Below are 25,571 nucleotides of genomic sequence, written 5' to 3'. Positions count from 1 at the left end.
CATCGTCAACTGAAGGGGACGCCATGGATCTGGGCTATGTCGGCGCGAAAGCCGTTGTGACGGGCGGCAGCAAGGGGATGGGCTTGGCCGTGGCCCAGACACTGGCCGCCGAAGGGGCCAGCGTCGCGGTGATGGCCAGGGGTCAAGCGGCGCTGGATAGCACGGTGGCATCGCTGAAAGCTGCCGGAGCACCCGACGCCATCGGCATCAGCGTCGACATGTCCGATGCGGACTCCATCGCCGCCGGATTCGCGCAGGTGGCGCAACGATGGGGCGAACTGAACAGCCTGGTCCACACCATCGGGCCCGGGGACGGGTTCTTCGAGACGATGGACGATGCGGATTGGGACACCGCTTTCGCGCTGGGCACCATGTCCGGGGTGCGGGCGATCCGAGCATCGCTGCCGATGCTGCGCGCCGCCGAATGGGCCCGCATCGTGACGTTTGCCGCACATTCAATCCAGCGCCAGAGCCCACGCATCGTCGCCTACACGGCATCGAAGGCAGCCCTGAGCAGCGTCACCAAGAACCTCTCGAAAAGCCTGGCCACCGACGGCATCCTGGTGAACTGCATCTGCCCCGGGACCATCGTGACCGCTAGCTTCACCGAAGCGCTCAAGGGCGTACTGGCCGCCGACGGACTCGACGCGGAGAATCCGAACGACGTAATGAAATGGATCGCCACCAATTTCCATCAGCCCTGCGACCTGGGTCGGGCGGGGCTCCCCGAGGAAGTCGCCTCGATCACGGCGTATCTGGCGTCCCGGCGCAACGGGTACGTCACCGGTGCGACGGTCAACGTCGACGGCGGCTCGGACTTCGTCTGATTGACTGTTAATTCTTAAAATAGTAAAAATAGAAGGCAAGAACGGAGAAGTCGTGACACAGACGGTTTCTGAGTCAGACCCCTCGGAGCGGGAATTCGGCCCGAGCGGCATCGGCCTGTCCCCGTACCGGTTCCCGACCGGATGGTTCATCGTCGGTTTTGCGTCGGACCTCAGTGCCGGCAGCGTCAAGCGCGTGCACTACTTCGGTGAGGAACTGGTGCTGTTCCGCACCGCCACCGGAGCCGTCCACGCACTGGACGCCTATTGCCAGCATCTGGGCGCCAACATGGGTGTCGGCGGCACCGTGGACGGCGAGAACATCGTGTGCCCGTGGCACGGTTGGCACTGGCGCGGTGACGGCACCAACGCGCTGATCCCATACAGCAAGATCGGCTGCAAACCCAACGTTCACATCCGCACCTACCCCTGCCTCCAGTGGTACGGCTTCATCCTGGTGTGGCATGAACGCCACGGCCGAGCGCCGTACTGGCAGCCGCCGGTCCTGCCGGAACTGGAGTCCGACGACTACTACCCGCTGCACCCGCACACCCGGATGGTCAACCGGGTCAAGGTGCATGCGCAGATGATCATCGAAAACGCCGCTGACCCCTATCACGTGCAGTACGTGCACAAGGCGGCCAATCCGGCCAACACCGCGTCCTTCGAAGTGGCCGGCTATCACCTGCACGCCACCGTGAGGGCCAACTTCGGTGGCGGACGCGCACAGACCTGGCTGACGCCCAACGGCGAGGTCGACGCCGAGATCATCTACGACAACTACTCGCTGGGGTTGGGGCTGGTGCGCTTCCCCAGCGATCTGGTGAACACCCTGCAGGTCACCGGGCAGACGCCGGTGGACGAGGATTACACCGATTACTTCTATACCCAGGCGTCGATCCGGGAACCCGGCGATGACGGTGACGCCCCGACCGGGCGGGCCGCCCGATTCCTGGCGTTGCAGCAGGAGGTCATCAAGCAGGACTTCTTCACTTGGGAGAACATGAAGTACCTGGAGAAGCCGAACCTGGCGCCGGAGGAGGCCCGCGACTACGCCGCATTGCGGCGGTGGGCGCACCGCTTCTATCCGGGCGAGCAGCCCGCATCCGACGACTTCGGCTACACCCCCGACGGTCAGCCGGATCCGGCGGCCGCGGGCGCCTGATGCTCGCCGGCCCCGCTGAGTTCGGAGTCGAGGATTTCACCGTGCCGGCGGTACTCGACCGCCGCGCCGCGCAATACGGCGACCGGGTGATGATGTCGGTCGCCGGTGAGCAGGTGTCCTTCGAACAAATGCGGCAGCGCTCCTGTGCGGCGGCCAGCGCGTTGCAGGAGCTGGGAATCGGCCGCGGCGACTGTGTGGCGCTGTTCACCGCGACCCGCCCGGAGTGGATCTACTTCTGGCTGGGAGCTGCGCGAATCGGGGCGGTCAGCGCTGCGGTGAACGCCGCCAACAGGGGCGAATTCCTGCAGCGTGCGCTCACCCTGTCCCGGGCCAAGGTCGTCATCACCGACGCGCAACGGTTGCCGCGCGTTCAGGAGATCCGGGACCCAATGGCCGTTGATGTGGTGACCTACGACGCCGCCCTGGCCCGTGGAGCCGGCCGGACGGTCGCCGATGCCCCGGCAGCGGGCGGCGATCTGGGTGCGATCTTCTTCACCTCGGGCACCACCGGGGCCTCGAAAGCCGTTGCCACCAGCTGGCATTATTTGTTTTCGGCGGCGGCGACCGTTGCCGCGGCGTGGGAATTCTCGGCCGGTGAGACGGTGTGGACCGCGATGCCGCTGTTTCACCTCAGCGCCGCACCCAGCGTGCTGGCGCCGATGCTGGTCGGCGGGACCACGGTGCTCGCGGAGGCGTTTCACCCCAGCACCGCCTGGGATGAGATGCGGGCCTGCGGTGCGGTCGGTTTCGCCGGCGCCGGCGCGATGGTGTCGATGCTGGCCAATCTGCCCGCCGCTGCGGGCGACGGTCAGCTCGGGTTGCGGTTCATCTCCGCCGCGCCGATCGCCGCCGGTGACTACCGCGCCATCGAAGAACGCTACCGCTGCCGAGTTGTCACCATGTACGGACTGACCGAGGCCTTTCCGATCACCACCAAACGGGTCTCGGATGCCGGCGTGCCCGGCACCTCGGGAACCCCCACCGACAACTTCGAGGTCCGTATCGTCGATGCGGACGGCAATCCGATGCCGGACGGAATGGTTGGCGAAATCGCCTGTCGTCCCAGGCATCCGCACGTGATGAGCGAAGGCTATCTGAACGCGCACGGCGACGTCGTCGCACATCCCGAGTGGTATCGCACCGGCGACCTCGGGGCCCTGGACGCGGCGCGGAACCTGACCTATCTCGACCGGCTCAAGGATTCGCTGCGACGGCGCGGCGAGAACATCTCCTCGATCGAAGTGGAAACCGCGGTGCTGGCTCATCCCGATGTCACCGAAGCCGCCGTGGTCGGGGTACCCAGCGATCTGGGTGAGGACGACATCCTGGTGGTCGTCACGGCCGCAGCGGACCTGGATCACACTGAACTGCTGGACTTCTGCGCGCAGCGCATGCCGTATTTCTGCGTCCCGCGCTACATCGAGATCGTCGATGAGATCCCGAAGACGATCATCGGACGGATCCGCAAGGATGTGCTGCGGGCCCGCGGCGTCGGCCCGCAAACCTGGGATCGAGAACAGCATGGATATCACCTCAGGCGCGATGGGAGACAGACCGGATGACGCTGACCTACCAGCAGCAGTACTTGCTCGACGCGGCAACGGGACGCGATGCGATCCTGAACCTCACCGCCCGCTACAACCGCTGCTATTCCGACGGCGACCGTGACGGCTGGGTCGGGTGCTTCAAGCACAGCGGTGCCCGCTTCAGCCGTGACGGGGAGGAATTCACCGACCTGAGGGCGGCATTCGACGGCGGTGGGGGACAGCGCCTGGCCACCGTCGACCACGACATCGCCGTCGACGGCGTCAACGCCACCCAGTTGTGCGTTGCGGTGCTCTACGCGGTCGGCGACCGCGGGGCGTCCACGTTGCGTGCCACCGGAACCTACCGTGACGAACTCGTCTACGAGCGGGGCGCATGGTATTTCGCGTCCCGTGAGCTGCGATGGAGTTAGTGTTCGGCAGCTACGACGACGCGCTGCGCATGGTCGGCACCCGCAGTGATCCGCGCACCGCTTCGGCACCGGTCAGCGCCGCGCGTATCCAGCTGTTCGCCGCGCTGGTCCGAGACGAAAACCCCGCGTACTGGGATCCCCGGTTCGCCGACGACACCTGGGGTGGGCTGTTGGCGCCGCCGGGATTGCTGATGGGTTGGCTGATCCCGCCGCCGTGGCTGCCCGGCGGTGCGCCGCGGGTGTCCTCGATCGCGGTGCGGGTACCGCTGCCGGGCACCACGATCGTCAACGTCACCAACGAGGCGGAATTTCCGCTGCCGATCGTGGAGGGGGACCTGCTGACCGTGGTCGAGGAGCTGGTGGCAGTGTCCCCGGAGAAGCACACCCGGCTCGGGGTCGGGCACTTCGTCGAGACCCTGGACACGTTCACCCGCCAGGATGGTGCGGTGGTGGCCCGCAACCGAAACACGTTGTTCCGCTTCACTCCCGAGGCGGGTGCATGAGCGTGGACTGGCAGCGGCTGGAGGTTCCCGTCGAGTTGCCGGAGGTGATCGACGAGATCGACTACCAGCGCGTGGTTCTCAACGGGGCCGCCACGTGGGACTTCTTCGCCGGCCACATCGACCCCGAGTATGTCCAACGCCACGGCCATCCCGGCATTTTCGTCAACACCATGCACCTGGCCGGCTTCGTCGACCGGATCGCGACCGGGTGGGCCGGACCGTTCAGCCGGGTGGTGCGCCGCAAGATGACCCTGGCCGGATCCATCTACGCCGGTGACACCATGGTCGGCCGGGGACAGGTGGTCGCCAAACGGCGTGACGATTCCACAGACGCGCCACGTCATCTGGTGGATGTACAGATTCAGGTGTGCAACCAACGCGGCGAGTTGTGCTGTCCGGCCGAACTCACGTTGGAGATGCCGGGGTAGCGGCGATGGCCCATGCGGACGCGACGTTGCACCTGGCGGTCTGTCGACGATTCAGCCAGACGGTCCGTGCGGCCGAGGGACGGTGGGAGCGTCGCTCGCCATGCGATGCCTGGGACGCGCGGGGCGTCCTTGAACATGTCATCGGGTTCCATGACGTGCTGCTGCTGCGGCCGCTGGACCTCAAACCCGAGCGGCCGCGCGATGACCCGCAAGCCCGGTGGGTGCTGACCTATCAGGGGATCGGGCGAGCCTTCGAGATCGGTGTGCCATCGGATGTGGTCGCCCTGCTCCCCAAGCTGACCCGAGACGTGCTGGTGCACACCTGGGACCTGGCCCGTGCAGTGGACGCCGCTGATCGGCTGGAACCGCAATGGTGCGAACGCTTTTACACCGAGTCGCGCGCGGAGTCCGAAGTGCTCAGCGCATCGGGAATGTTCCGCCCGCCGGTCGCGGTCGCTGCACAGGCCGACGTGCAATCGAAACTGCTTGCGCTGCTTGGTCGCGATCCGCACTGGCGCTAGAAGGGGTTGGTTACGTTCGGCGTTGAGCGCGCTCGGCGTTGACGTGGTGACGACCGTCCCTATTGCAGGAATTCGGCAAGTAGCTTCGCCACGGTCTCGGGTTGGTCGGACAAGATCATGTGGTTGGCGTCGTCGATCAGTTCGATTCGCGCGCCGGGCAGTTTGTTGCGGAATTGGGTCGCTGCCTTCGACCCGTTATGGCATGAGTCGTCCCGGCCCATGATCGCCAGAACTGGAATCCGAGCCGCGGCGAGCCGTCGTAGATCGCATTCGGGCCGCATCGGCCACGGCTTCATCAGCGGCCTGCTGGCAGGTGCCTTGAAACCCACGATGCCATTGACGAACTGCTGCATGATCGGTCGCCAAGGCTCCTGACGCAGCGAGCTTCGGGTCCTCGGCATGACCATGGCATCAAGAAACGACCAGACTCGCTGTTCCGTGGGCCGAACGCTCATCGTGGCCAGTCCGCGCGTCAGAAATCTCAAACGCAGCCCAGTAGTGATCCCAACCGGGCACACAAGCGCCAAGCGCTCCACCCGCGCAGGAAACGCTGTCGCATATTGGGTGGCTATCCAGGCGCCGCGCGAAGCGGCAATCACGGCGGATCTCTGAATTTCGATCGCACGTAACGCCTCATCGAGCCACGCCACTAGATCGGCGCTCTTAGTGGTCGGCTCCGTGGCGATGCTCTTACCCACCTCGTCAACGGCATCGACCATCGTCACCCTGTACCGGGCAGCAAGGAGGGGCAGAAGCGGTAGCCACATCGTTGAACTGATCTCCAGCCCGTGGAGCGCCACAAGGGCAGGCCTGGACGGATCGCCCGCTTGAAGCACATGCGTGCGGCCGAACGATGTCTCTACGTCCGATTCCGTCACCGGAATTGCGCTGGTTGCGAGCGAGGCCTCGTAGAGTTGGACATACGCGGCTCGCGCCTCATCCGATCGAAATGTCGCAACCCGACCCATCCCGACTCCTCGTCCCTAGTACCACATCGATAACACGGTCCGCGCCGTCACGCAGGGTTTTCTCGTCGGCATAAGCATTTGAAGTTGGGTGACAGTTCCGTGTCAGACAACGGTGACGGTTGGTGTGTCAGGACGTGGGTGACGTTTCGTCGGTGTTGGGGGGCGTCCGTTACCGACGTATGTCACCCGGATGCCGGCCGTGTGTGCTCGATGAGGACCTCGCCGTCGATGACGACCAAAACCTGTTCGAGACCGCGCCGGCCGTTGCCATATCGCAGGACATCGATGACATGGCACCCTCGACGCGATCTGACATGAACTGGCCATCTCTCAGGGCATCTGACAATCTCGCCGACAACGACGGCGTGACAGGCGCTAAGACTCGGGCAACGGCGGCATGGCCCCCTTCGCCACCACCGCCTGCAGCTCGACGTACGCGCTCAGGCCCTCGGGCCCGAACTCGCGACCGATACCGGACTGCTTGAACCCGCCGAACGGGGTGCTGATGTCCAGGTTGTACATGTTGACGCCGTACGTGCCGGTCCGCACCGCCGAGGCGACCTCGAGGCCGTGCGCGACGTCGCCGGTCCACACCGACCCGGCCAGCCCGTAGTCGCTGTCGTTGGCGATGCGCACGGCGTCGGCCTCGTCGGTGTAGCGCAGCACGGTCAGCACCGGGCCGAAGATCTCCTCGCGGGCGATGCGCATGTCGTTGTGGGCGTTGGCGAACAGGGTGGGCTGCACGTACCAGCCGCGCTCGACCGGGGCATCGGCGCCACCGACCACCACCCGGGCGCCTTCATCCGCGCCGGAGTGAATGAAGTCCTGGACCCGGTGCTGTTGTCGCTGCGCGACCAGCGGACCGATGTCGGTCGCCTCGTCTTCGGGGTCGCCGACCTGCAAGCCCGACATCATCTCGGCCAGCGCGTCGACCACCTCGTCGTGCCGGCGTTCGCTGACCAGGATGCGGGTTTGTGCGACACAGGCCTGCCCGTTGTTCATCAGGCCGGCATTCTTGAGGCCCGAGACGGTGCGCGGCACGTCGGCATCATCGAGGATGATCGCCGCCGATTTCCCGCCCAGCTCCAGGCTGTAACGCTTGAGCTGCTCGCCGCAGATCGATGCGATCCGGCGTCCCGCCGCCGACGATCCGGTGAACGAGATCTTGTCCACGCCGGGATGACGCACTAGATGCTCGCCGACATCGCGACCCCCGGGCAGCACCGACACCACCCCCTCGGGCAGCTCGATCTCCTCCAGCATCTCGGCCAACCACAAGGCGTCCAACGGTGTTTCGGGTGCCGGCTTGAGGACGATGGTGCAGCCGGAGATCAGGGCGGGGATCAGTTTCGGCATGATCACGAACTGCGGCACGTTCCACGGCACGATTGCACCGACCACACCGACCGGGGCCCGTCGGACCTGCACCTCGCCGAGCACGCCCTGGCGTCGTTCGACCCAGGGGAACTCTCGGGCCACGCCCATCGTCAGGTGCATCATCGCGGCCGCGCCGTTGGCCTGCCCCTGACGCGAAAAACGCCGTGGCGAACCCATCTCGGCGGTGATCAGGTCCGCCATCTGCTCGACGTTGCGGGCGTAGACCGCCGCCAGCTGCTCCACTTTCGCGATGCGCTCGGCCGGGCTCAGCCGGGGCCACGGGCCGTGGTCGAAGGCTTCTCGCGCGGCGGCGACGGCCCGGTCGACATCGGCCTCCACCGCCTCCGGGACCTCGCCGATCCGCTGCTCGGTGTGTGGGGAGATCACCGGAATCCGCCGATCGGACGCCGGGCGTTGCCAGCGTCCGCCGATGAACAGGTCATCGTAGAAACGGTGGTCGAGGAGTTCCGTCATCGGGCACCAACCCTTGTGCACAGGTAACTTCGCTATTGACGCTAACATAGCAAAGAAACCAAGCAGGAAGGCCGGCGTTGAGCGACGAACTTCTGGTGGCCGGAGCCGACGGCGGTGTACGGATCGTGACGATCAATCGTCCGCAGGCCAAAAACGTCATCAACGCATCCCTGCACCACCAGTTGCTCGACGTGTGGCAGGACCTGGATCGCGACCCGGAAGCCCGCTGCGTCATCCTGACCGGCGCCGGTGAAATATTCAGTGGTGGCGGCGATTTCGCTTTCCTCAAAGCCCAGCACCGCTCATTGGACTTGCGTCATTCGGTGTCACAGCAAGCCGGGGCGATCCTGCAGGCGATGATCAACTTCCGGCTGCCGGTGGTGGCCGCCGTCAACGGCCCGGCCGTCGGGCTGGGGGCTTCGTTGGCGCTGTGCTGCGACCTGGTGTTGATGTCGCAGCGCAGTTACCTGTGCGATCCGCACGTCTCGATCGGCCTGACCGCCGGCGACGGCGGCGCGCTGCTGTGGCCGTACATGATGAGCATGATCCGGGCCAAGGAGTACATCTACACCGGCGAGCGGATTCCGGCCGAGCTAGCCGTGGATCTCGGCCTGGCCAATCGGGTGAGCAGTCCGGAGACACTGATGGACGACGCGCGGGCGTTGGCCGCCAAACTCGCTGCGCAACCCGCCCGGGCGTTGCAGACCACCAAGCGGGCGTTCTCCAAACACATCGCGCAGGCGGCCATCGCCATCGTCGACTACGGGTTGGCCGCCGAGACGGTGGAACTCGGTGCCGAGGAACACATCGACAAGGTCCGCGAATTCCTCGGTGCCGACAAGTACGACGCGATCGACGGATGAGGTGACCATGGACTGGCGGCGCTACCCGTTCCGGCTCGTTGCCGGCGACGATGCCCTGGAATTCCCCGCCGCCGAAGGCGATCACCCCGACCAGGAGTCCGACACCTGGTTTCTGGCCGGACAACTCCACTCGGCGAACCGCTCATTCGCCTTCCTGACCATCGTCAACAAGAATCGTCCCGGCAACGCGGTGGTGGCCGACTTCTACACGATGGCGCTTTTCGACCTGGACACCGGCGACTACGGGACCTACACCGACTACGACATGCCGCCGGCCAACCTCGGGGAACAGCCGAAACTATCCACGGCCGCCGGACACCTGGATCTGCGCTACCGCAGCGGCGCCGGCACCGCGTCATGGACCACCTGTCGCGACGGTGACGGAGATCTGCGGCCCTACACCTACCAGGTCGGCCTGGTCGGGCGCGATCACGCCGACCGGCCGATGCAGCTGGACCTCGACGTGTCAGCGACTCGCGCACCGGTGCCGCTGGGCGCCTCGGCCTACAACGGCCGGATCAGCTGTTTCGGACAGGACGACACCTACTCCTACTTCCACACCGGCATGGCGATGACCGGGACACTGCGCTGGGGGGACATCGACGAGCACGTCACCGGAACCGCCGGCCACGTCGACCGGCAGTGGTTCCCCCGCTACGCCGGCGGCGGCGGAACCGGGGGAGACCCGCGGGCCCGGTCGCACGAGTGGCGCACCATCAACCTGGACAACGGCGTCGACCTCAGCATCTGGCGGCAGTTCGATCGCACCCAGCGCAATGCGCTGACCCCGTTTTCCGGGGTGACCGTCAGCTACCCGGACGCCGAACCGGAATGTGTGGAGGACCTCGAGGTGACGGTGTCCAGCCACGTCCGGTGGCCGGAGACGGTACGTCCGCTGGTGCGGCCGTTGGCGGCTGCCCGCTATCTGCCGGACCGACACCGGATCACCTCCGCCGCACTGCAGTTGGATCTGACCGGTGAGCCGCTGGTGGCGGCACCGGCGCACGCCCTGCCGATCGAGTACATGGAAGGCCCGTACCGCTATACCGGGAGTCTGCGCGGTCGACCGGTCAGCGGTTTCGCGTTCTTCGAACGCTCCCTGACGCTGTACCGGGATTGGGAATTGGTCGAGGTGCTGGCGACCGCGGTTGCGGACACCGAGCTGGCCGCGCGGGTCCGAAACCTAGACCGGCTGCTGGACAGTGACCGGGGTCAGGCGCTGCGGGTATTGCAGACCGAGATCCGTGCGGCCGTCGACGCAGGAGCCGCCCAGATGCTCGACGACCTCATCGCGGCCGTCAAGGCGCAGTGAGCCTTACGCCCCGAGATCGACGCTAACGTGCTGCGCTCTCGGCGTTTTCCGCGTTGGTGTCGATCTCGGCGAGACAACGCGCCCATGCGATGTGGCGATGCTGCAGACCCGGCTCATTGCGGCCGAACACCAGCTGATCGCGGGCCCCGGATTCCAGATTGGTCTGCAACGAGGTGACCAGCCGATAGTCCTCGTCGCGCACGGTGGCGTGGGCGTAGTCGAACACGGCCTGGGCGCCGGCGGCCACCGATTCCTCGGAGATGTCCAGCGGTGTGGAGTTTTGGTGCACGGTGATCGAGCGCCCCGGGGCGTCGGACGGGTAGACCCGGAACAATTCGCCGTTGGCGATCGTCACCGACAACACGATGTTGGGGAACAGTGCATAGATCACCACCATGTACTTGAACGGGTCCCAGTCGTCCTCGGGAATGTCGTCGAGTTCCAGGATCCCGTTGAGCGGGAAGATCAACCGGTGATGCGGCCCGAACGAGTCGAACACCGTGCAGTTGCTGCGGGCGATCGTCGCGAACGTGTCGCGGTGCACGGTGGCGAAGTGATAGTTCTCGGCGAAGGTGTCCACCGCCAATTTCCAGTTGACCGCGGTGTCCAGCACCTTCTCGCCCAACGGAGACCAGCGCCCGATGCCCCAGGAATCCAACTCCTCGGCCAGCGGCCCCAGGTGCCCTGCGATATCCAGGTCGGCGGCCGGATCCAATGCCACCCAGAGGAACCCGGCGAACTCGACGGCCGGCAACTCGGTCAGCCCCGCCGATTTCACCTCGACTCCGGGAAAGCCCTCCCGGCCCGGCAGGCTCACCAGGCGCCCGGTGTTGTCGTAGGTCCAGGCGTGATACGGGCAGGTGAACCGTTTGGCGACACCGCATCCGCTGGCCACCGGGGACTGCCGGTGCAGGCAGACGTTGTCGAACGCCTTGACCGTGCCCTCGGCGGTGCGGGTCAGCAGGATCGAGCGGCCCAGCACCGTCTTGGTGCAGTAGGAGCCGGGCTGCGGCAGTTCGGAGACGTAACCGACCAGCTGAGGGCTGCCCATCAGCATGGCCCGGTCCTGCCGGTGCCGCTCGGCGGAGGTGTAAGCGTCGGCGCTGACCCTGTGCTCGGCGGGCGCCAGATCGGTGGTCTTGTCCCGTGCCAGCTTCAGCGCGCGCCGGGTCAGATCGATGAGTTGCTCACGGTCCATCCCTCCAGTACAGACCTTGGACCTGTCGTAAGGTCAAGGCGTGGCTGAACCGCTGCTGATCGGCGATGTCGCCGCCCTCACCGGGATCGCGTCGGGCCGGATCCGCCACTACGAGAAGATCGGGCTGTTGAACGCGACGCACCTGGCCAACGGCTACCGGGTGTTCGACGTCGACCAGGTTCTCGACCTGCTGCGCATCGATCTGTTGCGCAGCCTGGGTGTGGGTATCAAAGACATTCAGCGGTTGTTGGACGGACCGCCCAACACCCTGTCCGGTGTCCTCGATGACCACCGTGCCCTGTTGATCGCCGAACGTGACCGGTTGGATCGGCTGGTGGCTGCCATCGACGCAGCCACCGCCGCAGCCACCGCCACCACCCCCGATGAGCGGATTCTGCAGCGACTCGCCACCTCGCACCGCGACAGCATCGGGGTGATCGGGCGGCTCAGCGCGCCGCTGTCCCCGCCGGTCGCCGCCATGTACGCCAAACTGTTCGAGGCGTGGCAGCTGCCGGTGCCGGCATTGTTCGGGCAGATGGTGTTGCCGGCCGCAGCCAGCACCCTGCTGGCGGAGGTGGCCGAGGCTCCCGGGCGCGACGTGCTGTTCGACCGGTTGCGCGCCCTGGCGCACGATGTCGTCGCGTTGGGCGAAAACAGCTGCGCTGCGCAGGAGCTCGCACGCACCTGGATCGCACAACAGCTGGCGGATCCGCTTCCGGACGATGTGGTGGAGGTGTTGCGGCTGGTGCAGCCACAGTTGGAACGCGATCCGGTCATTGTGCAGGGCTTCCACACCTGGGCCGCCTCGATCACTCCGGCCGCAGCGGATTTCATCGACGCGGTAACAGCGGAGGTCGCCCGGCGGGGTCTGGCCGCGGTCAGCGTCATCGTGCTACCGGCCCAGCGGGCGCCGCGCGGATGACCGATCGGGCGCATCGGCTTCGCCGGATGTCGGGCCGCGACCCGCATCAAGACGATCGGGTGGCCACTCCGCTGGAGCTGCTCTTCGACCTCACCTTCGTCATCGCATTCGGTGTCGCCGCAGGCGAGTTCAGCCACGCGATGGCCGCCCACCACCTCGCCGCCGGCCTGGCCGGGTTCGGATTCGCCACCTTCGCGGTGTGCTGGGCGTGGATCAACTTCAGCTGGTTCGCGTCGGCCTACGACACCGACGACTGGGTGTATCGGCTGATGACGATGCTGCAGATGGTGGGCGTGCTGATCCTGGCCCTGGGCATCCCGCCGGTGTTCACCTCGATCGCCGAGGGACGCCACGTCGACAACCGGGTGCTGGTCGGGGGCTACGTCGTGATGCGGATCGCCCTGGTGGGCCAATGGTTACGCGCCGCCCGGCAGGACCCGGGCCGCCGTCGGGCCTGCCTGACGTACGCCGTGGCCATCACCATCGCCCAGATCGGGTGGATCGGCGTCATCGTCGCCGACACCCCGGTCGGCGTGACGTTCGGACTGTTCGCGGCGATGTTCGTGATCGAACTGACGGGTCCGGTGATTGCCGAGCGGTGGATGGGCGGCACCCCCTGGCATGCCCACCACATCGCCGAACGCTACGGGCTGCTGACCATCATCGCGCTCGGCGAGGGGGTGGTCGGGGCCGTGGCGTCGTTGTCGGCGGTGCTGAGCGAGCAGGGCTGGACACTGGACACGGTGCTGGTGGCCGTCGCCGGCACCGGCCTGACCTTCGGCATGTGGTGGCTGTATTTCGTGGTGCCGTTCGGTGATCTGCTGCACGCCCGCCGTGATCGGTCGTTCTGGTTCGGCTACGCGCACATCGTGGTGTTCGCCGCGATCGTGGCCACCGGCGCCGGGCTGCATGTGGCCGCATACGCCATCGAGGGGCACTCGCAGCTGAGTCCGGCGGCGTCGGTGCTGGCGGTGGCGCTGCCGGTCGGGTGGTACGTCGGGGCCATGTTCGGGGTGTACACCCTGGTCGCGGGTGGCGTCGACGGGTTCTACGCACTGCTGGCGGGGGTGGCCGGCCTGGTGCTGGCCGCGGCGGTGTGGCTGGCCGATGCGGGGGTATCGATGGGACTTTGTCTGGTGATCGTCGCGGGCGCACCGACGGTCATCGTGATCGGCTACGAACTCCACGGGCACTGGCGTACCGCGGCGGTGTTAGCCCGCAGCCTGGAACAGTGACGGTTCGACAACCTCTGTGCGGGCCGCCTTGCGGCCGTTGAGCACCACGCCGACCGCGGCCACCGCCCAGACGGCGTACTGGAGCGTCCACGCGGCCCGGAACGACTCGAACGAGTACACCCCGCCGATGACGATTCCCATGATCTGCATGACCAGCAGAGAGGCGATGAAACCGCCGGTGTTGACCATGCCCTGCGCGGTGCCCAGGCTGGTGTGCGGGTTGTAGGTGCGGGCGAAGTCGAAGGCGACCAGTGAGACCGTCTGGCTGACCGTGAGAACCACCACCAGCACCACCAGCAGCCACCCCGGCGCGCGGAACGGCAGGGCCAGCACCAGTGTCCAGACCAGGGCGCTGGCGATGATCGTCGACAACACCATCGGCGGGCGGGCCTGCGGGCGACGCCCGGAGACGATGCCCACCACCAGGCCGGCCACGGCGAACACCACCACCGACAGTGTCAGCAACCCGCCGGCCGCCTCGCGGGTCAGGCCCTGCGCGGTGGTCAGGTAGGGGACGCCCCACATCAGTGCGAACACCGTCATCGAGAACTGGGTGCCCATGTGGGAGAAGAAACCCAACCGGGTGCCCGGCCGCGACCACACCGCCTTGACGTCGGCCAGGGTGCCGCGCACGGTGCGCGGCTCGGGAATGATCCGGATCCCGTGCGGGGTGTCCCGCACCAGCGCGAGGGTCAGCACGATCGACAACACACCCAGCGCCGCGGCCGATGCGTAGGCCACCGTCCAGCCGTCGCGCAGCAGCAGGGCCAGAAACGGCACCGCCGAGAGCACCTGACCGAACTGGCCGCAGATTCCGGTCAGCTGGGTCAGCAACGGAACCCGCGGTGGCGCGAACCAGTTCGGGACCAGCCGGATCGCCGAGATGAAGATGAACGCATCACCGAGCCCCACCAGCGCGTAGGCGCCGATCGCCGTCGGCAGGGAGTGGGTCAGGCCCAGTGTCAGCTGCCCGGCCGAGATGATCGCGATTCCGGTGGCGATCATCGCCTTGGGGCCGAACCGGTCCAGCAGCACGCCGGCCGGGATCTGGGCGCCGGCGTAGACGATGATCTGCAACACCACGAACGACGACAGCACACTCGAACTCGCCCCGAAGCGTTGCGCGGCGTCGAGCCCGGACACTCCGAAGGTGGTCCGGTCCAGCACCGCCACGATGTAGGCGAGCAGCCCGGTGCACCACACGATCCAGGGACGCAACGCTGAACCGGCCTTTCGTCGAGGGCGCCGATCCAGTGCGCCCGCACCAGGGTATTACGCACAGCCCGACCGAGACCCCTATTGGTGTGTTACAGAAGTGGCTGATGTCGTTAGCGTTGCTGGTGGTGCAGGTGTCGTATGGTGTGACGCATGTCGATTTCGCGGCGCGACATGCTCAAGATCGCCGCTGCGGCGCCTGCCGCGGCGGGGCTGGGTGTTGCGGCGTCGTCGTTGTGGGCGCCGCCGGCCCCGGCGGCACCACTGGGCATCCTGCTGGACTACGCGGCCGGCGTCATTCCCGCCAACGAAATCAGGGCCGCCGGTGCGGCAGGGGCGATCCGCTACGTCTCGGACCCCCGGCCGGGCGGTGAGTGGATGAAGGGCAAGCCCATTCAGCTGGCCGAGGCGCGCGACCTCTACCAGAACGGTTTGAAGATCGTGTCGAACTACCAGTTCGGCAAGCAGGACACCGCGGACTGGCTGGGCGGGCAGAACGCCGGAATCCAGCATGCCAAGCGTGGATGGCAGCTCCACACCGCCGCCGGTGGCCCGGCGAACGCGCCGATCTACGTCTCGATCGACGACGACCCATCCCTCGAGCAGTACAAGCAGCAGGTCGCGCCGTACCTGCGGGCGTGGGAATCGGTGATCGGACATCAGCGGACCGGGGTGTACGCGAACTCCAAGACCATCGACTGGGCCTTGCAGGACGGCATCGGGTCCTACTTCTGGCAGCACAACTGGGGCTCTCCGCACGGCTACACCCATCCGGCCGCCAATCTGCACCAGGTCGAGATCGACAAGCGCAGCGTGGGCGGTGTCGGGGTCGACGTCAACGAGGTCCTCAAGCCCCAGTTCGGGCAGTGGGCCTGAGCGCCGACAAAGCTCGCTGACCTGCCTTTTCGGCAAACGCATTGCCGACCAAACGCTTGGTTGGACGCTCAGCGTCGCTCTTTGCGTTGACGCCGCTCCGCGGGTCCTGATTATTGGATAACGATTTGGTAACAGTACTGCGTTGATCTGCGGTGTTGTTGCTACTCGACCGTAACCACCTACATGCAGGACGTTTGTCCCGGATGCCGTCGGGCGTTGTTCGGCATCGTGTTACCCAGGGCACGGTTACCCATGCGTAGAACTCACCAGTAACCGATTTCTCGACGAATCGGCCCAGATTCTTATGACACGCTTAATGCAGCCGACGACGTCTGATGAGCCGTGGGGAGGCCCGGTCGGACATGGATCGGGCGGCTGATCTGGGAGTCGACGAGGACCCAACAGGACCTGGCAACACGCGACCGCAGGGCGCGGCTGCCGATACAAGCACTACGTAGGAGAAGCGCAACGTGACGATCCACGAGCACGACCGAGTGTCCGCTGACCGCAACGGGGCTGCTTCCGAGTCGACACACACCCATGCCCTGGTTGATCGCCTGAACGCCGGCGAACCCTATGCGGTGGCGTTCGGCGGGCAGGGCAGCACCTGGCTGGAGACCCTCGAGGAGTTGGTGTCCTCGGCGGGTATCGAGGCCGAGTTGGCGACCCTGGCCGGTGAGGCAGAGCTGTTGCTCGAGCCGGTCGCCAAGGAACTCGTCGTGGTTCGGCCCATCGGCTTCGAACCGCTGCAGTGGGTCCGGGCGTTGGCGGCCGAGGACCCGACCCCCTCGGACAAGCAGCTGACGTCGGCCGCCGTTTCGGTGCCCGGTGTGTTGCTCACCCAGATCGCGGCCATGCGGGCGCTGGCTCGCCAAGGCATGGACCTGACCGCCACACCGCCGGTCGCCGTCGCCGGGCACTCGCAGGGCGTGCTGGCGGTCGGGGCACTCAAAGCCGCGGGCACCGCTGACGTGTCGATGCTGGCGCTGGCCCAGTTGATCGGTGCCGCCGGGACTCTGGTGGCCCGCCGGCGTGGCATCGCGGTCCTGGGGGACCGCCCGCCGATGGTTTCGGTCACCAATGCCGACCCCGAACGGATCTACCAGCTGCTGGAGGAGTTCGCGCAGGACGTTCGCACCGTGCTGCCGCCGGTGCTCTCCATCCGCAACGGCCGCCGAGCGGTCGTCATCACCGGCACCCCCGAACAGCTGTCCCGCTTCGAGCTGTACTGCGAGCAGATCGCCGAGAAGGAGGCCGCCGACCGCAAGAACAAGCTGCGCGGTGGCGACGTGTTCGCGCCGGTCTTCGAGCCGGTCGCCGTCGAGGTGGGCTTCCACTCGCCGCGGCTGGCCGACGGCGTCGAACTCGTGGCGGGCTGGGCCGAGAAGGTGGGCCTGGACGCCGAGCTGGCGCGGGAGATGACCGAGGCCATCCTGGTGCGTCAGGTCGACTGGGTCGACGAGGTCACCGCCCTGGACAAGGCGGGCGCGCACTGGATTCTGGACCTGGGCCCCGGAGACATCCTGACCCGGCTGACCGCACCGGTGATCCGCGGCCTGGGCATCGGCATCGTGCCGGTCGCCACCCGCGGCGGCCAGCGCAACCTGTTCACCATCGGGGCGACCCCCGAGGTGGCGCGCCCCTGGACGAGCTACGCCCCGTCGGTGGTGACGCTGCCCGACGGGCGGGTCAAGCTGGCCACCAAGTTCACCAAGCTCACCGGCCGGTCCCCGATCCTGCTGGCCGGCATGACGCCGACCACCGTCGACGCCAAGATCGTCGCCGCAGCGGCCAACGCCGGGCACTGGGCCGAGCTGGCCGGTGGCGGGCAGGTCACCGAGGAGATCTTCGATGCCCGCATCGTCGAGCTGGAGGGCCTGCTCGAACCCGGGCGCACCGTTCAGTTCAACACCCTGTTCCTCGACCCCTACCTGTGGAAGCTGCAGGTGGGCGGCAAGCGGCTGGTGCAGAAGGCCCGCCAGTCCGGTGCCCCCATCGACGGGCTGGTGATCAGCGCCGGCATCCCCGACCTGGAGGAAGCCGTCGAGCTGATCGCGGAGCTCAACGACGTCGGCATCAGCCATGTCGTGTTCAAGCCGGGCACCATCGAACAGATCCGCTCGGTCATCCGGATCGCTGCGGAGGTGCCGACCAAACCGGTCATCATGCACATCGAGGGCGGCCGGGCCGGCGGCCACCACTCCTGGGAGGACCTCGACGACCTGCTGCTGGTCACCTACTCCGAGCTGCGGTCGCGGTCGAACATCACCGTCTGTGTCGGCGGTGGCATCGGTACCCCGGAGCGGGCCGCTGAGTACCTGTCCGGGCGGTGGGCGCAGAGCTACGGCTTCCCGCTGATGCCGGTCGACGGCATCCTGGTCGGCACTGCGGCGATGGCCGCCCTGGAGGCCACCACCTCGCCCTCGGTCAAGCAGATGCTGGTTGAGACGCAGGGCACCGATCAGTGGATCGGCGCCGGAAAAGCCCAGGGCGGCATGGCTTCCAGCCGCAGCCAGCTGGGTGCCGACATCCACGAGATCGACAACACCGCCTCGCGCTGCGGCCGCCTGCTCGACGAGGTCGCCGGTGACGCCGACGCCGTTGCGGAGCGCCGCGACGAGATCATTGCCGCGATGGCCGACACGGCCAAGCCCTACTTCGGTGACGTCGCGGAGATGACCTACGCCCAGTGGTTGAACCGCTACATCGAGCTGGCCATCGGCGACGGTGACTCCACCGCTATGTACCCAGCCACCGCCTCCTCGACTACCCCGTGGCTTGCCGACACCTGGCGCGACCGGTTCGCCGACATGCTGCAGCGCGCCGAATCCCGGCTGAACGCCAAGGATTTCGGCCCGATCGACACACTGTTCGCCGACTCCTCGCTGCTGGACCGCCCGGTTGAGGCGCTGGCCGCGCTGCTGGCCGGCTACCCCGATGCCGCGACGGTGCGACTGCACCCCGCCGACGTGCCGTTCTTCACCCAGCTCTGCAAGACGCCGGGCAAGCCGGTCAACTTCGTCCCGGTGATCGACAAGGATGTCCGCCGGTGGTGGCGCAGCGACTCGCTGTGGCAGGCCCACGACGCGCGCTACACCGCTGACCAGGTCTGCATCATCCCGGGCACCGCGGCCGTCGCCGGAATCACCCGGGTCGACGAACCGGTCGGCGAGTTGCTGGACCGCTTCGAGCAGGCCGCCATCGACGAGGTGCTGGCCACCGACGGTCGGCCGCAGCCGGTTTCGGCCCGTCGCCAGGGCCGCACCGACGTCACCGGCCCGCTGGCCGTCGTGCTGGACGCCCCCGACGTGTTGTGGGCGGGCCGCACCGCGACCAACCCGGTGCACCGCATCGGCGGCGCCGACGAGTGGCAGGTGCACGAAGGCCGCACCGCCACGCACCCGTCCACCGGCTCGCGACTCGAGGTCGACGGGGACGACCAGGTGGTGCTGCGGGTGCCGCTGTCAGGTGTATGGATCGACATCCGGCTGACCCTGCCGGCGATCACCGTCGACGGGGCCACCCCGGTGGTGTCCACCGAGGACGCGACCACCGCGATGCGCGCCGTGCTGGCGATCGCCGCCGGCGTCGACGGACCCGAATTGTTGCCGCCGGTGAACGGCGGCGTGGCCACCGTAACGGTTGACTGGAACCCCGAGCAGGCCGCCGACCACACCGGCGTCACCGCCACCTTCGGTGCGCCACTGGCCCCGGGCCTGTCCATCGTGCCCGACGCTCTGGTCGGCCGCTGCTGGCCAGCGGTGTTCGCCGCGATCGGCTCGGCCGTCACCGACACCGGATTCCCGGTGGTGGAAGGCCTGCTGTCGCTGGTCCACCTGGACCACGCGGCACGGCTGTCGTCGCCGCTGCCTGCCGAGACGGCCGAATTGACCGTTACCGCAACGGCATCGAAGGCTACCGACACCGAGGTGGGACGGGTGGTGCCGATCTCGGTCCGCGTCACCGACGCGGACGGTACCGAGTTGGCCACGCTGGAGGAGCGGTTCGCGATCCGCGGCCGCACCGGTGCCGCCGAACTCAGCGACCCGGTGCGGGCCGGTGGTGCGGTGTCCGACAACGCGACCGACACGCCGCGGCGCCGTCGCCGCGACGTCACCGAGACCGCGCCGGTCGACATGCGGCCGTTCGCCGTGGTCTCCGGTGACCACAACCCGATCCACACCGACCGCACCGCCGCGCTGCTGGCCGGTCTGCAATCCCCGATCGTGCACGGCATGTGGCTGTCGGCGGCCGCTCAGCACGTGGTCACCGCCACCGACGGCCAAGCCCGGCCGCCGGCCAAGCTGATCGGCTGGACGGCCCGCTTCCTGGGCATGGTGCTCCCCGGCGACGAGGTCGACTTCCGCGTCGACCGGGTCGGGATCGACTTGGGTGCTGAGGTTTTGGAGATCAGCGCACGGATCGGGTCGAATCTGGTGATGTCGGCGACGGCGCGGCTGGCCGCGCCCAAGACCGTCTACGCGTTCCCGGGCCAGGGCATCCAGCACAAGGGCATGGGCATGGATGTGCGTGCCCGGTCCAAGGCCGCCCGAAAGGTGTGGGACAAGGCGGACAAGTTCACCCGCCAGACGCTGGGCTTCTCGGTCCTGCACGTGGTGCGGGACAACCCGACCAGCCTGATCGCGTCCGGCGTGCACTACCACCACCCCGACGGTGTGCTGTACCTGACGCAGTTCACCCAGGTCTCGATGGCGACGGTGGCTGCGGCCCAGGTCGCCGAGATGCGTGAGCAGGGCGCCTTCGTGGAGGGCGCCATCACCTGCGGGCACTCCGTCGGCGAGTACACCGCGCTGGCCTGTGTCAGCGGTGTCTTCGAACTGGAGGCGTTGCTGGAAGCGGTGTTCCAGCGCGGCTCGAACATGCACGACATCGTTCCGCGCGACGAGCGGGGCCGCTCGAACTACCGGTTGGCCGCCATCCGGCCGTCGCAGATCGACCTCGACGACGCCGACGTGACCGCGTTCGTCGACGAGGTTGCCGAGCGCACCGGCGAGTTTCTCGAGATCGTCAACTTCAACCTGCGCGGCGCGCAATATGCGATCGCCGGCACGGTGCGCGGTCTGGAGGCGCTGGAGGAAGAGGTGGAGCGCCGCCGCGAGCTGTCCGGTGGCCGTCGTTCGTTCATCTACGTGCCCGGCATCGACGTCCCGTTCCACTCACGGGTGCTGCGGGTCGGCGTCGACGACTTCCGGCGCTCGCTGGACCGGGTCATGCCGCGCGACACCGACCCTGCCCTGATCGTCGGACGCTACATTCCGAACCTGGTGCCGCGGCCCTTCACGCTGGACCGCGACTTCATCCAGGAAGTCCGTGATCTGGTGCCGGCCGAGCCGCTCGACGACATCCTGGCCGACTACGACACCTGGCGTAACGAGAAGCCTCGTGAACTGTGCCGCAAGCTGGTCATCGAGTTGCTGGCCTGGCAGTTCGCCAGCCCGGTGCGCTGGATCGAGACCCAGGACCTGCTGTTCATCGAGGAGGCGGCCGGCGGTTTGGGCGTCGAGCGGTTCGTCGAGATCGGGGTGAAATCCGCTCCGACGGTCGCCGGGCTGGCCACCAACACCCTCAAGCTGCCCGAGTATGCGCACAGCACCGTCGAGGTGCTCAACTCCGAGCGGGATGCGGCGGTGCTGTTTGCCACCGACACCGACCCGGAGCCGGACGAAGAGGACGAGGCCCCGGTCGAGGCTTCGGCCGACGCCGCCCCGGCCGTCGACACCGCTGCGCCCGCCGCGCCGGCCGCCGCACCGGCGGCGCCGTCCGGTGGGCCCCGCCCCGACGACATCGGATTCGATGCCGCCGACGCCACCTGTGCGCTGATCGCGCTGTCGGCCAAGATGCGCATCGACCAGATCGAGGCGCTGGACTCCATCGAGTCGATCACCGACGGTGCGTCGTCACGACGCAACCAGCTGCTGGTCGACCTGGGCTCCGAACTGAACCTGGGCGCCATCGACGGTGCCGCCGAGGCCGACCTGACCGCGCTGCGTGCACAGGTCAGCAAGCTGGCCCGCACTTACAAGCCGTTCGGCCCGGTGCTGTCCGACGCGATCAACGACCAGCTTCGGACCGTGCTCGGGCCGTCCGGAAAGCGGCCCGCCGCGATCGCCGAACGTGTCACCAAGACATGGGAATTGGGCGCCGGCTGGGCGAAGCACGTCACCGTCGAGGTGGCGCTGGGCACCCGCGAGGGCAGCAGCGTCCGCGGCGGATCCCTGGGCGGGTTGCACGAAGGTGCACTGGCTGATGGCGCGGCCGTCGACAAGGTGATCGACGCCGCCGTCGCCGCGGTCGCCGCGCGCCAGGGTGTGGCCGTCGCGTTGCCGTCCGCCGGCGGTGGCGGTGGTGCGACCGTGGATGCCGCCGCACTGGGCGAGTTCACCGAACAGATCACCGGGCGCGACGGGGTGTTGGCCTCGGCGGCACGGCTGGTGCTTGACCAGCTGGGTCTCGACAGTGCGGTCAGCGCACCGGAGAGCGCCACCGACACCGAATTGATCGACCTGATCAGCGCCGAACTCGGTTCGGACTGGCCGCGTTTGGTCGCGCCGGCGTTCGATTCCCGCAAGGCGGTCGTGTTCGACGACCGCTGGGCCAGCGCCCGCGAGGACCTGGTCAAGCTGTGGCTGGCCGACGAGGGTGAGATCGACGCCGACTGGCTGGCGCTGTCCGAGCGCTTCGAGGGCGCTGGACACGTCGTTGCCACCCAGGCGAATTGGTGGCAGGGCAAGGCACTGAGCGCCGGGCGCACCATTCATGCGTCGTTGTTCGGCCGGATCGCGGCCGGCGCGGAGAACCCGGGCAAGGGCCGCTACAGCGACGAGGTCGCCGTGGTGACCGGGGCGTCCAAGGGATCGATCGCGGCATCGGTGGTCGGACAGCTGCTGGCCGGCGGTGCCACCGTCGTCGCCACCACGTCCCGGCTCGACGACGAGCGGCTGGCGTTCTACCGGACGCTGTACCGCGACCACGCCCGCTTCGGTGCCGCGCTGTGGGTGGTGCCCGCCAACATGGCCTCCTACACCGACATCGACGCGGTGGTGGACTGGGTTGGCAGTGATCAGTCCGAAAGCCTTGGGCCGCAGTCTATTCACATCAAGGATGCGCAAACGCCCACGCTGCTGTTCCCGTTCGCCGCACCGCGGGTGGCCGGCGACATGTCCGACGCCGGATCGCGGTCGGAGATGGAGATGAAGGTGCTGCTGTGGGCCGTGCAGCGGCTCATCGGTGGGCTGGCCCGGATCGGCGCCGAACGCGACATCGCATCGCGGTTGCACGTGGTGCTGCCCGGCTCGCCCAACCGCGGCATGTTCGGCGGCGACGGCGCCTACGGGGAGTCCAAGTCCGCGCTGGACGCGGTGGTGACCCGCTGGAAGGCCGAATCGTCGTGGTCGGAGCGGGTCAGCCTGGCGCACGCGCTGATCGGCTGGACCCGTGGCACCGGCCTGATGGGTCACAACGACGCCATCGTGGCGGGCGTCGAAGCGGCCGGGGTGACCACCTACTCCACCGAGCAGATGGCGGCGATGTTGTTGGGCCTGTGCGACATCGAGTCCAAGGTTGCCGCCGCGCGGGCGCCGATCACGGCGGACCTGACCGGGGGACTGGCCGACGTCGAGATCGATATGGCCGAACTGGCCGCCAAGGCGCGTGAGGAGGCGGCGGGGACCGTCGCCGATGACGCCGCCGACGAGCCGGCCGAGGGGATCATCGCGGCACTGCCGAGTCCGCCGCGCGGCTACACCCCGGCGCCGCCGCCGGTCTGGGACCAGCTCAACGTCGACCCCGCCGACCTGGTGGTGATCGTCGGTGGTGCCGAACTTGGGCCGTACGGTTCGTCGCGGACCCGCTTCGAGATGGAGGTCGACAACGAACTGTCGGCCGCCGGCGTACTCGAGCTGGCCTGGACCACCGGACTGATCAAGTGGGAGGACGACCCGCAGCCCGGTTGGTATGACACCGCGAGCGGGGATCTGGTCGACGAGTCCGAGCTGGTCGAGCGTTACCACGACACCGTGGTGGAGCGCACCGGGATTCGCTCGTTCGTCGACGACGGCGCGATCGATGCCGACCACACCTCGCCGCTGCTCGTCAGTGTGTTCCTGGACAAGGACTTCACCTTCGTGGTGTCCAGCGAGGCCGATGCGCGGGCGTTCGCCGAATTCGACCCCGAGCACACCGTCATCCGGCCGGTGCCGGATTCGGCTGACTGGCAGGTCATCCGCAAGGCCGGCACCGAGATCCGAGTACCGCGCAGTTCCAAGTTGTCCCGCACCGTCGGTGGTCAGATCCCGACCGGATTCGACCCGACGGTCTGGGGCATCACCCAGGACATGGCCAACTCGATCGACCGGGTGGCGCTGTGGAACATCGTCGCCACCGTCGACGCGTTCCTGTCCGCCGGGTTCACCCCGTCCGAACTGATGCGCTGGGTGCACCCCAGCCTGGTGGCCAGTACCCAGGGCACCGGGATGGGCGGCATGACCTCGATGCAGACCATGTATCACGGCAACCTGCTGGGGATGAACAAGCCGAACGACATCCTGCAGGAAGTGCTGCCGAATGTTGTTGCTGCGCACGTCATCCAGTCGTACGTCGGCAGCTACGGCGCGATGATCCACCCGGTCGGCGCGTGTGCGACCGCGGCGGTGTCCGTCGAGGAGGGCGTCGACAAGATCCGGCTCGGCAAGGCCGAATTGGTGGTCACCGGCGGATTCGACGACCTGACACTGGAAGCCATCATCGGCTTCGGTGACATGGCGGCGACCGCCGACACCGAGATGATGCGTGCCAAGGGCATCAGCGACCGCCGGCTGTCCCGCGCCAACGACCGGCGCCGGCTGGGCTTCGTGGAATCCCAGGGCGGCGGCACCATCCTGCTGGCCCGCGGCGATCTCGCCGCCAAGATGGGTCTGCCGGTGCTGGCGGTGGTCGCCTATGCACAGAGCTTCGCCGACGGTGTGCACACCTCGATCCCGGCCCCGGGCCTGGGCGCGCTGGGTGCCGGTCGCGGTGGCCGTGACTCGGTGCTGGCACGTTCACTGGCCAAACTGGGTGTCGGGCCCGATGACATCGCGGTCATCTCCAAGCACGACACCTCGACGCTGGCGAACGACCCGAACGAGACCGAGCTGCACGAGCGGCTCGCCGACTCGCTGGGTCGCTCCGAGGGCGCGCCGCTGTTCGTGGTCAGCCAGAAGAGCCTGACCGGCCACGCCAAGGGCGGTGCGGCGGTGTTCCAGATGCTGGGGCTGTGCCAGGTCCTGCGCGACGGGGTGATCCCGCCGAACCGCAGCCTGGACTGCGTCGACGACGAGCTGGCCTCCTCCGGACACTTCGTCTGGGTGCGCGACACGTTGCGGCTCGGGGAGAAGTTCCCGCTCAAGGCCGGGTTGGTGACCAGCCTCGGGTTCGGTCACGTGTCGGGCCTGATCGCCCTGGTGCACCCGGAGGCGTTCCTGGCGTCGCTGCAGCCGGAACAACGCGAGGCCTATGCCAAGCAGGCCGAGGCCAGGCTGTTGGACGGGCAGCGTCGCCTGGCCAGCGCGATCGCCGGCGGCCGGCCGATGTACGAACGGCCCGCCGGACGCCGCTTCGACCAGGAGACGTCGGAGAAGCGTCAGGAAGCGGCCATGTTGCTCGACCCGGCCTCGCGGCTGGGCGACGGCGACGTCTACATCCGCTAGCGTTACCGCGCGAGGAACGAGCGAGC

17 protein-coding genes are annotated in these 25,571 nt (G+C 67.7%); 13 read left to right on the top strand and 4 right to left on the bottom strand.

The genetic code is table 11. From position 1 onward, the window contains the following. Window positions 1-23: 23 nt before the first annotated feature. Genes AC5Y36_RS05615 through AC5Y36_RS05585 form a run of 7 tightly spaced genes read left to right on the top strand, consistent with a single transcriptional unit; the run spans window position 24 to window position 5,398 of the window. Entirely contained in the window at window positions 24-827 is an 804-nt protein-coding gene (locus AC5Y36_RS05615; protein WP_500039878.1) for an SDR family NAD(P)-dependent oxidoreductase, read from the top strand. A 52-nt stretch (window positions 828-879) separates the two neighbouring features. Beyond that, window positions 880-1,989, top strand: coding sequence for an aromatic ring-hydroxylating oxygenase subunit alpha (locus AC5Y36_RS05610; protein WP_500039877.1), 1,110 nt, complete (start codon window positions 880-882; stop codon window positions 1,987-1,989). Continuing rightward, the gene (locus AC5Y36_RS05605; RefSeq protein ID WP_500039876.1) at window positions 1,989-3,551 is read left to right on the top strand and encodes an AMP-binding protein; all 1,563 of its coding nucleotides are present in this window, start codon (window positions 1,989-1,991) and stop codon (window positions 3,549-3,551) included. The genes AC5Y36_RS05610 and AC5Y36_RS05605 overlap by 1 nt, the downstream gene beginning before the upstream one ends. Next, window positions 3,548-3,946, top strand: coding sequence for a nuclear transport factor 2 family protein (locus tag AC5Y36_RS05600; protein ID WP_500039875.1), 399 nt, complete (start codon window positions 3,548-3,550; stop codon window positions 3,944-3,946). The genes AC5Y36_RS05605 and AC5Y36_RS05600 overlap by 4 nt, the downstream gene beginning before the upstream one ends. Beyond that, window positions 3,937-4,449, top strand: a complete 513-nt coding sequence (locus tag AC5Y36_RS05595) for an FAS1-like dehydratase domain-containing protein (protein WP_500039874.1) — start codon at window positions 3,937-3,939, stop codon at window positions 4,447-4,449. Before AC5Y36_RS05600 ends, AC5Y36_RS05595 begins: the two co-directional genes overlap by 10 nt. Continuing rightward, on the top strand, window positions 4,446-4,877 hold the full coding sequence (locus AC5Y36_RS05590; protein ID WP_500039873.1) for a hotdog family protein: 432 nt from the start codon (window positions 4,446-4,448) through the stop codon (window positions 4,875-4,877). The genes AC5Y36_RS05595 and AC5Y36_RS05590 overlap by 4 nt, the downstream gene beginning before the upstream one ends. 5 nt (window positions 4,878-4,882) lie before the next feature. Next, window positions 4,883-5,398 (top strand): DinB family protein, encoded by a 516-nt coding sequence (locus AC5Y36_RS05585; RefSeq protein ID WP_500039872.1) that lies wholly within the window; start codon window positions 4,883-4,885, stop codon window positions 5,396-5,398. A gap of 59 nt (window positions 5,399-5,457) precedes the next feature. Here AC5Y36_RS05585 and AC5Y36_RS05580 read toward each other — a convergent pair whose 3' ends face one another. Beyond that, entirely contained in the window at window positions 5,458-6,366 is a 909-nt protein-coding gene (locus tag AC5Y36_RS05580; protein ID WP_500039871.1) for an alpha/beta fold hydrolase, read from the bottom strand. 375 nt (window positions 6,367-6,741) lie between these two features. Continuing rightward, window positions 6,742-8,217 (bottom strand): aldehyde dehydrogenase, encoded by a 1,476-nt coding sequence (locus tag AC5Y36_RS05575; protein WP_500039870.1) that lies wholly within the window; start codon window positions 8,215-8,217, stop codon window positions 6,742-6,744. A 77-nt stretch (window positions 8,218-8,294) separates the two neighbouring features. Here AC5Y36_RS05575 and AC5Y36_RS05570 point away from each other — a divergent pair, with 77 nt between their 5' ends. Next, window positions 8,295-9,080, top strand: coding sequence for an enoyl-CoA hydratase/isomerase family protein (locus AC5Y36_RS05570; RefSeq protein ID WP_500039869.1), 786 nt, complete (start codon window positions 8,295-8,297; stop codon window positions 9,078-9,080). A gap of 1 nt (window position 9,081) precedes the next feature. Further along, entirely contained in the window at window positions 9,082-10,392 is a 1,311-nt protein-coding gene (locus AC5Y36_RS05565; RefSeq protein WP_500039868.1) for a lipocalin-like domain-containing protein, read from the top strand. Between the two features lie 22 nt (window positions 10,393-10,414). On the opposite strand, the gene AC5Y36_RS05560 is transcribed toward AC5Y36_RS05565, so the two are convergent. After that, entirely contained in the window at window positions 10,415-11,590 is a 1,176-nt protein-coding gene (locus tag AC5Y36_RS05560) for an aromatic ring-hydroxylating oxygenase subunit alpha (protein ID WP_500039867.1), read from the bottom strand. A gap of 40 nt (window positions 11,591-11,630) precedes the next feature. Here AC5Y36_RS05560 and AC5Y36_RS05555 point away from each other — a divergent pair, with 40 nt between their 5' ends. Further along, window positions 11,631-12,512, top strand: a complete 882-nt coding sequence (locus tag AC5Y36_RS05555) for a MerR family transcriptional regulator (protein WP_500039866.1) — start codon at window positions 11,631-11,633, stop codon at window positions 12,510-12,512. Continuing rightward, the gene (locus AC5Y36_RS05550; RefSeq protein WP_500039865.1) at window positions 12,509-13,747 is read left to right on the top strand and encodes a low temperature requirement protein A; all 1,239 of its coding nucleotides are present in this window, start codon (window positions 12,509-12,511) and stop codon (window positions 13,745-13,747) included. The genes AC5Y36_RS05555 and AC5Y36_RS05550 overlap by 4 nt, the downstream gene beginning before the upstream one ends. Here AC5Y36_RS05550 and AC5Y36_RS05545 read toward each other — a convergent pair. Continuing rightward, on the bottom strand, window positions 13,724-14,965 hold the full coding sequence (locus AC5Y36_RS05545) for an MFS transporter (protein ID WP_500039864.1): 1,242 nt from the start codon (window positions 14,963-14,965) through the stop codon (window positions 13,724-13,726). The genes AC5Y36_RS05550 and AC5Y36_RS05545 overlap by 24 nt on opposite strands. 150 nt (window positions 14,966-15,115) lie before the next feature. Between AC5Y36_RS05545 and AC5Y36_RS05540 the strand changes: the two genes are divergently transcribed. Further along, complete coding sequence (locus tag AC5Y36_RS05540; RefSeq protein ID WP_500039863.1) at window positions 15,116-15,838, top strand: DUF1906 domain-containing protein; 723 nt, start codon at window positions 15,116-15,118, stop codon at window positions 15,836-15,838. Window positions 15,839-16,308: 470 nt separating this feature from the next. Then, complete coding sequence (locus AC5Y36_RS05535) at window positions 16,309-25,545, top strand: fatty acid synthase subunit beta domain-containing protein (RefSeq protein WP_500039862.1); 9,237 nt, start codon at window positions 16,309-16,311, stop codon at window positions 25,543-25,545. The last annotated feature ends 26 nt before the right edge of the window (window positions 25,546-25,571 follow it).

Source organism: Mycobacterium sp. NGS50 (assembly GCF_059812545.1).
The sequence above is the reverse complement of the archived record's forward strand: the minus strand, read 5'-3'. Positions and strand labels throughout refer to the sequence as shown.

Excerpts from the sequence above, each read along its gene's own strand:
- AC5Y36_RS05615 (WP_500039878.1), top strand. The coding sequence starts at position 24 with ATGGATCTGGGCTATGTCGGCGCGAAAGCCGTTGTGACGGGCGGCAGC.
- AC5Y36_RS05605 (WP_500039876.1), top strand. The coding sequence starts at position 1,989 with ATGCTCGCCGGCCCCGCTGAGTTCGGAGTCGAGGATTTCACCGTGCCG.
- AC5Y36_RS05600 (WP_500039875.1), top strand. The coding sequence starts at position 3,548 with ATGACGCTGACCTACCAGCAGCAGTACTTGCTCGACGCGGCAACGGGA.
- AC5Y36_RS05595 (WP_500039874.1), top strand. The coding sequence starts at position 3,937 with ATGGAGTTAGTGTTCGGCAGCTACGACGACGCGCTGCGCATGGTCGGC.
- AC5Y36_RS05590 (WP_500039873.1), top strand. The coding sequence starts at position 4,446 with ATGAGCGTGGACTGGCAGCGGCTGGAGGTTCCCGTCGAGTTGCCGGAG.
- AC5Y36_RS05585 (WP_500039872.1), top strand. The coding sequence starts at position 4,883 with ATGGCCCATGCGGACGCGACGTTGCACCTGGCGGTCTGTCGACGATTC.
- AC5Y36_RS05580 (WP_500039871.1), bottom strand. The coding sequence starts at position 6,366 with ATGGGTCGGGTTGCGACATTTCGATCGGATGAGGCGCGAGCCGCGTAT.
- AC5Y36_RS05575 (WP_500039870.1), bottom strand. The coding sequence starts at position 8,217 with ATGACGGAACTCCTCGACCACCGTTTCTACGATGACCTGTTCATCGGC.
- AC5Y36_RS05560 (WP_500039867.1), bottom strand. The coding sequence starts at position 11,590 with ATGGACCGTGAGCAACTCATCGATCTGACCCGGCGCGCGCTGAAGCTG.
- AC5Y36_RS05550 (WP_500039865.1), top strand. The coding sequence starts at position 12,509 with ATGACCGATCGGGCGCATCGGCTTCGCCGGATGTCGGGCCGCGACCCG.
- AC5Y36_RS05540 (WP_500039863.1), top strand. The coding sequence starts at position 15,116 with ATGTCGATTTCGCGGCGCGACATGCTCAAGATCGCCGCTGCGGCGCCT.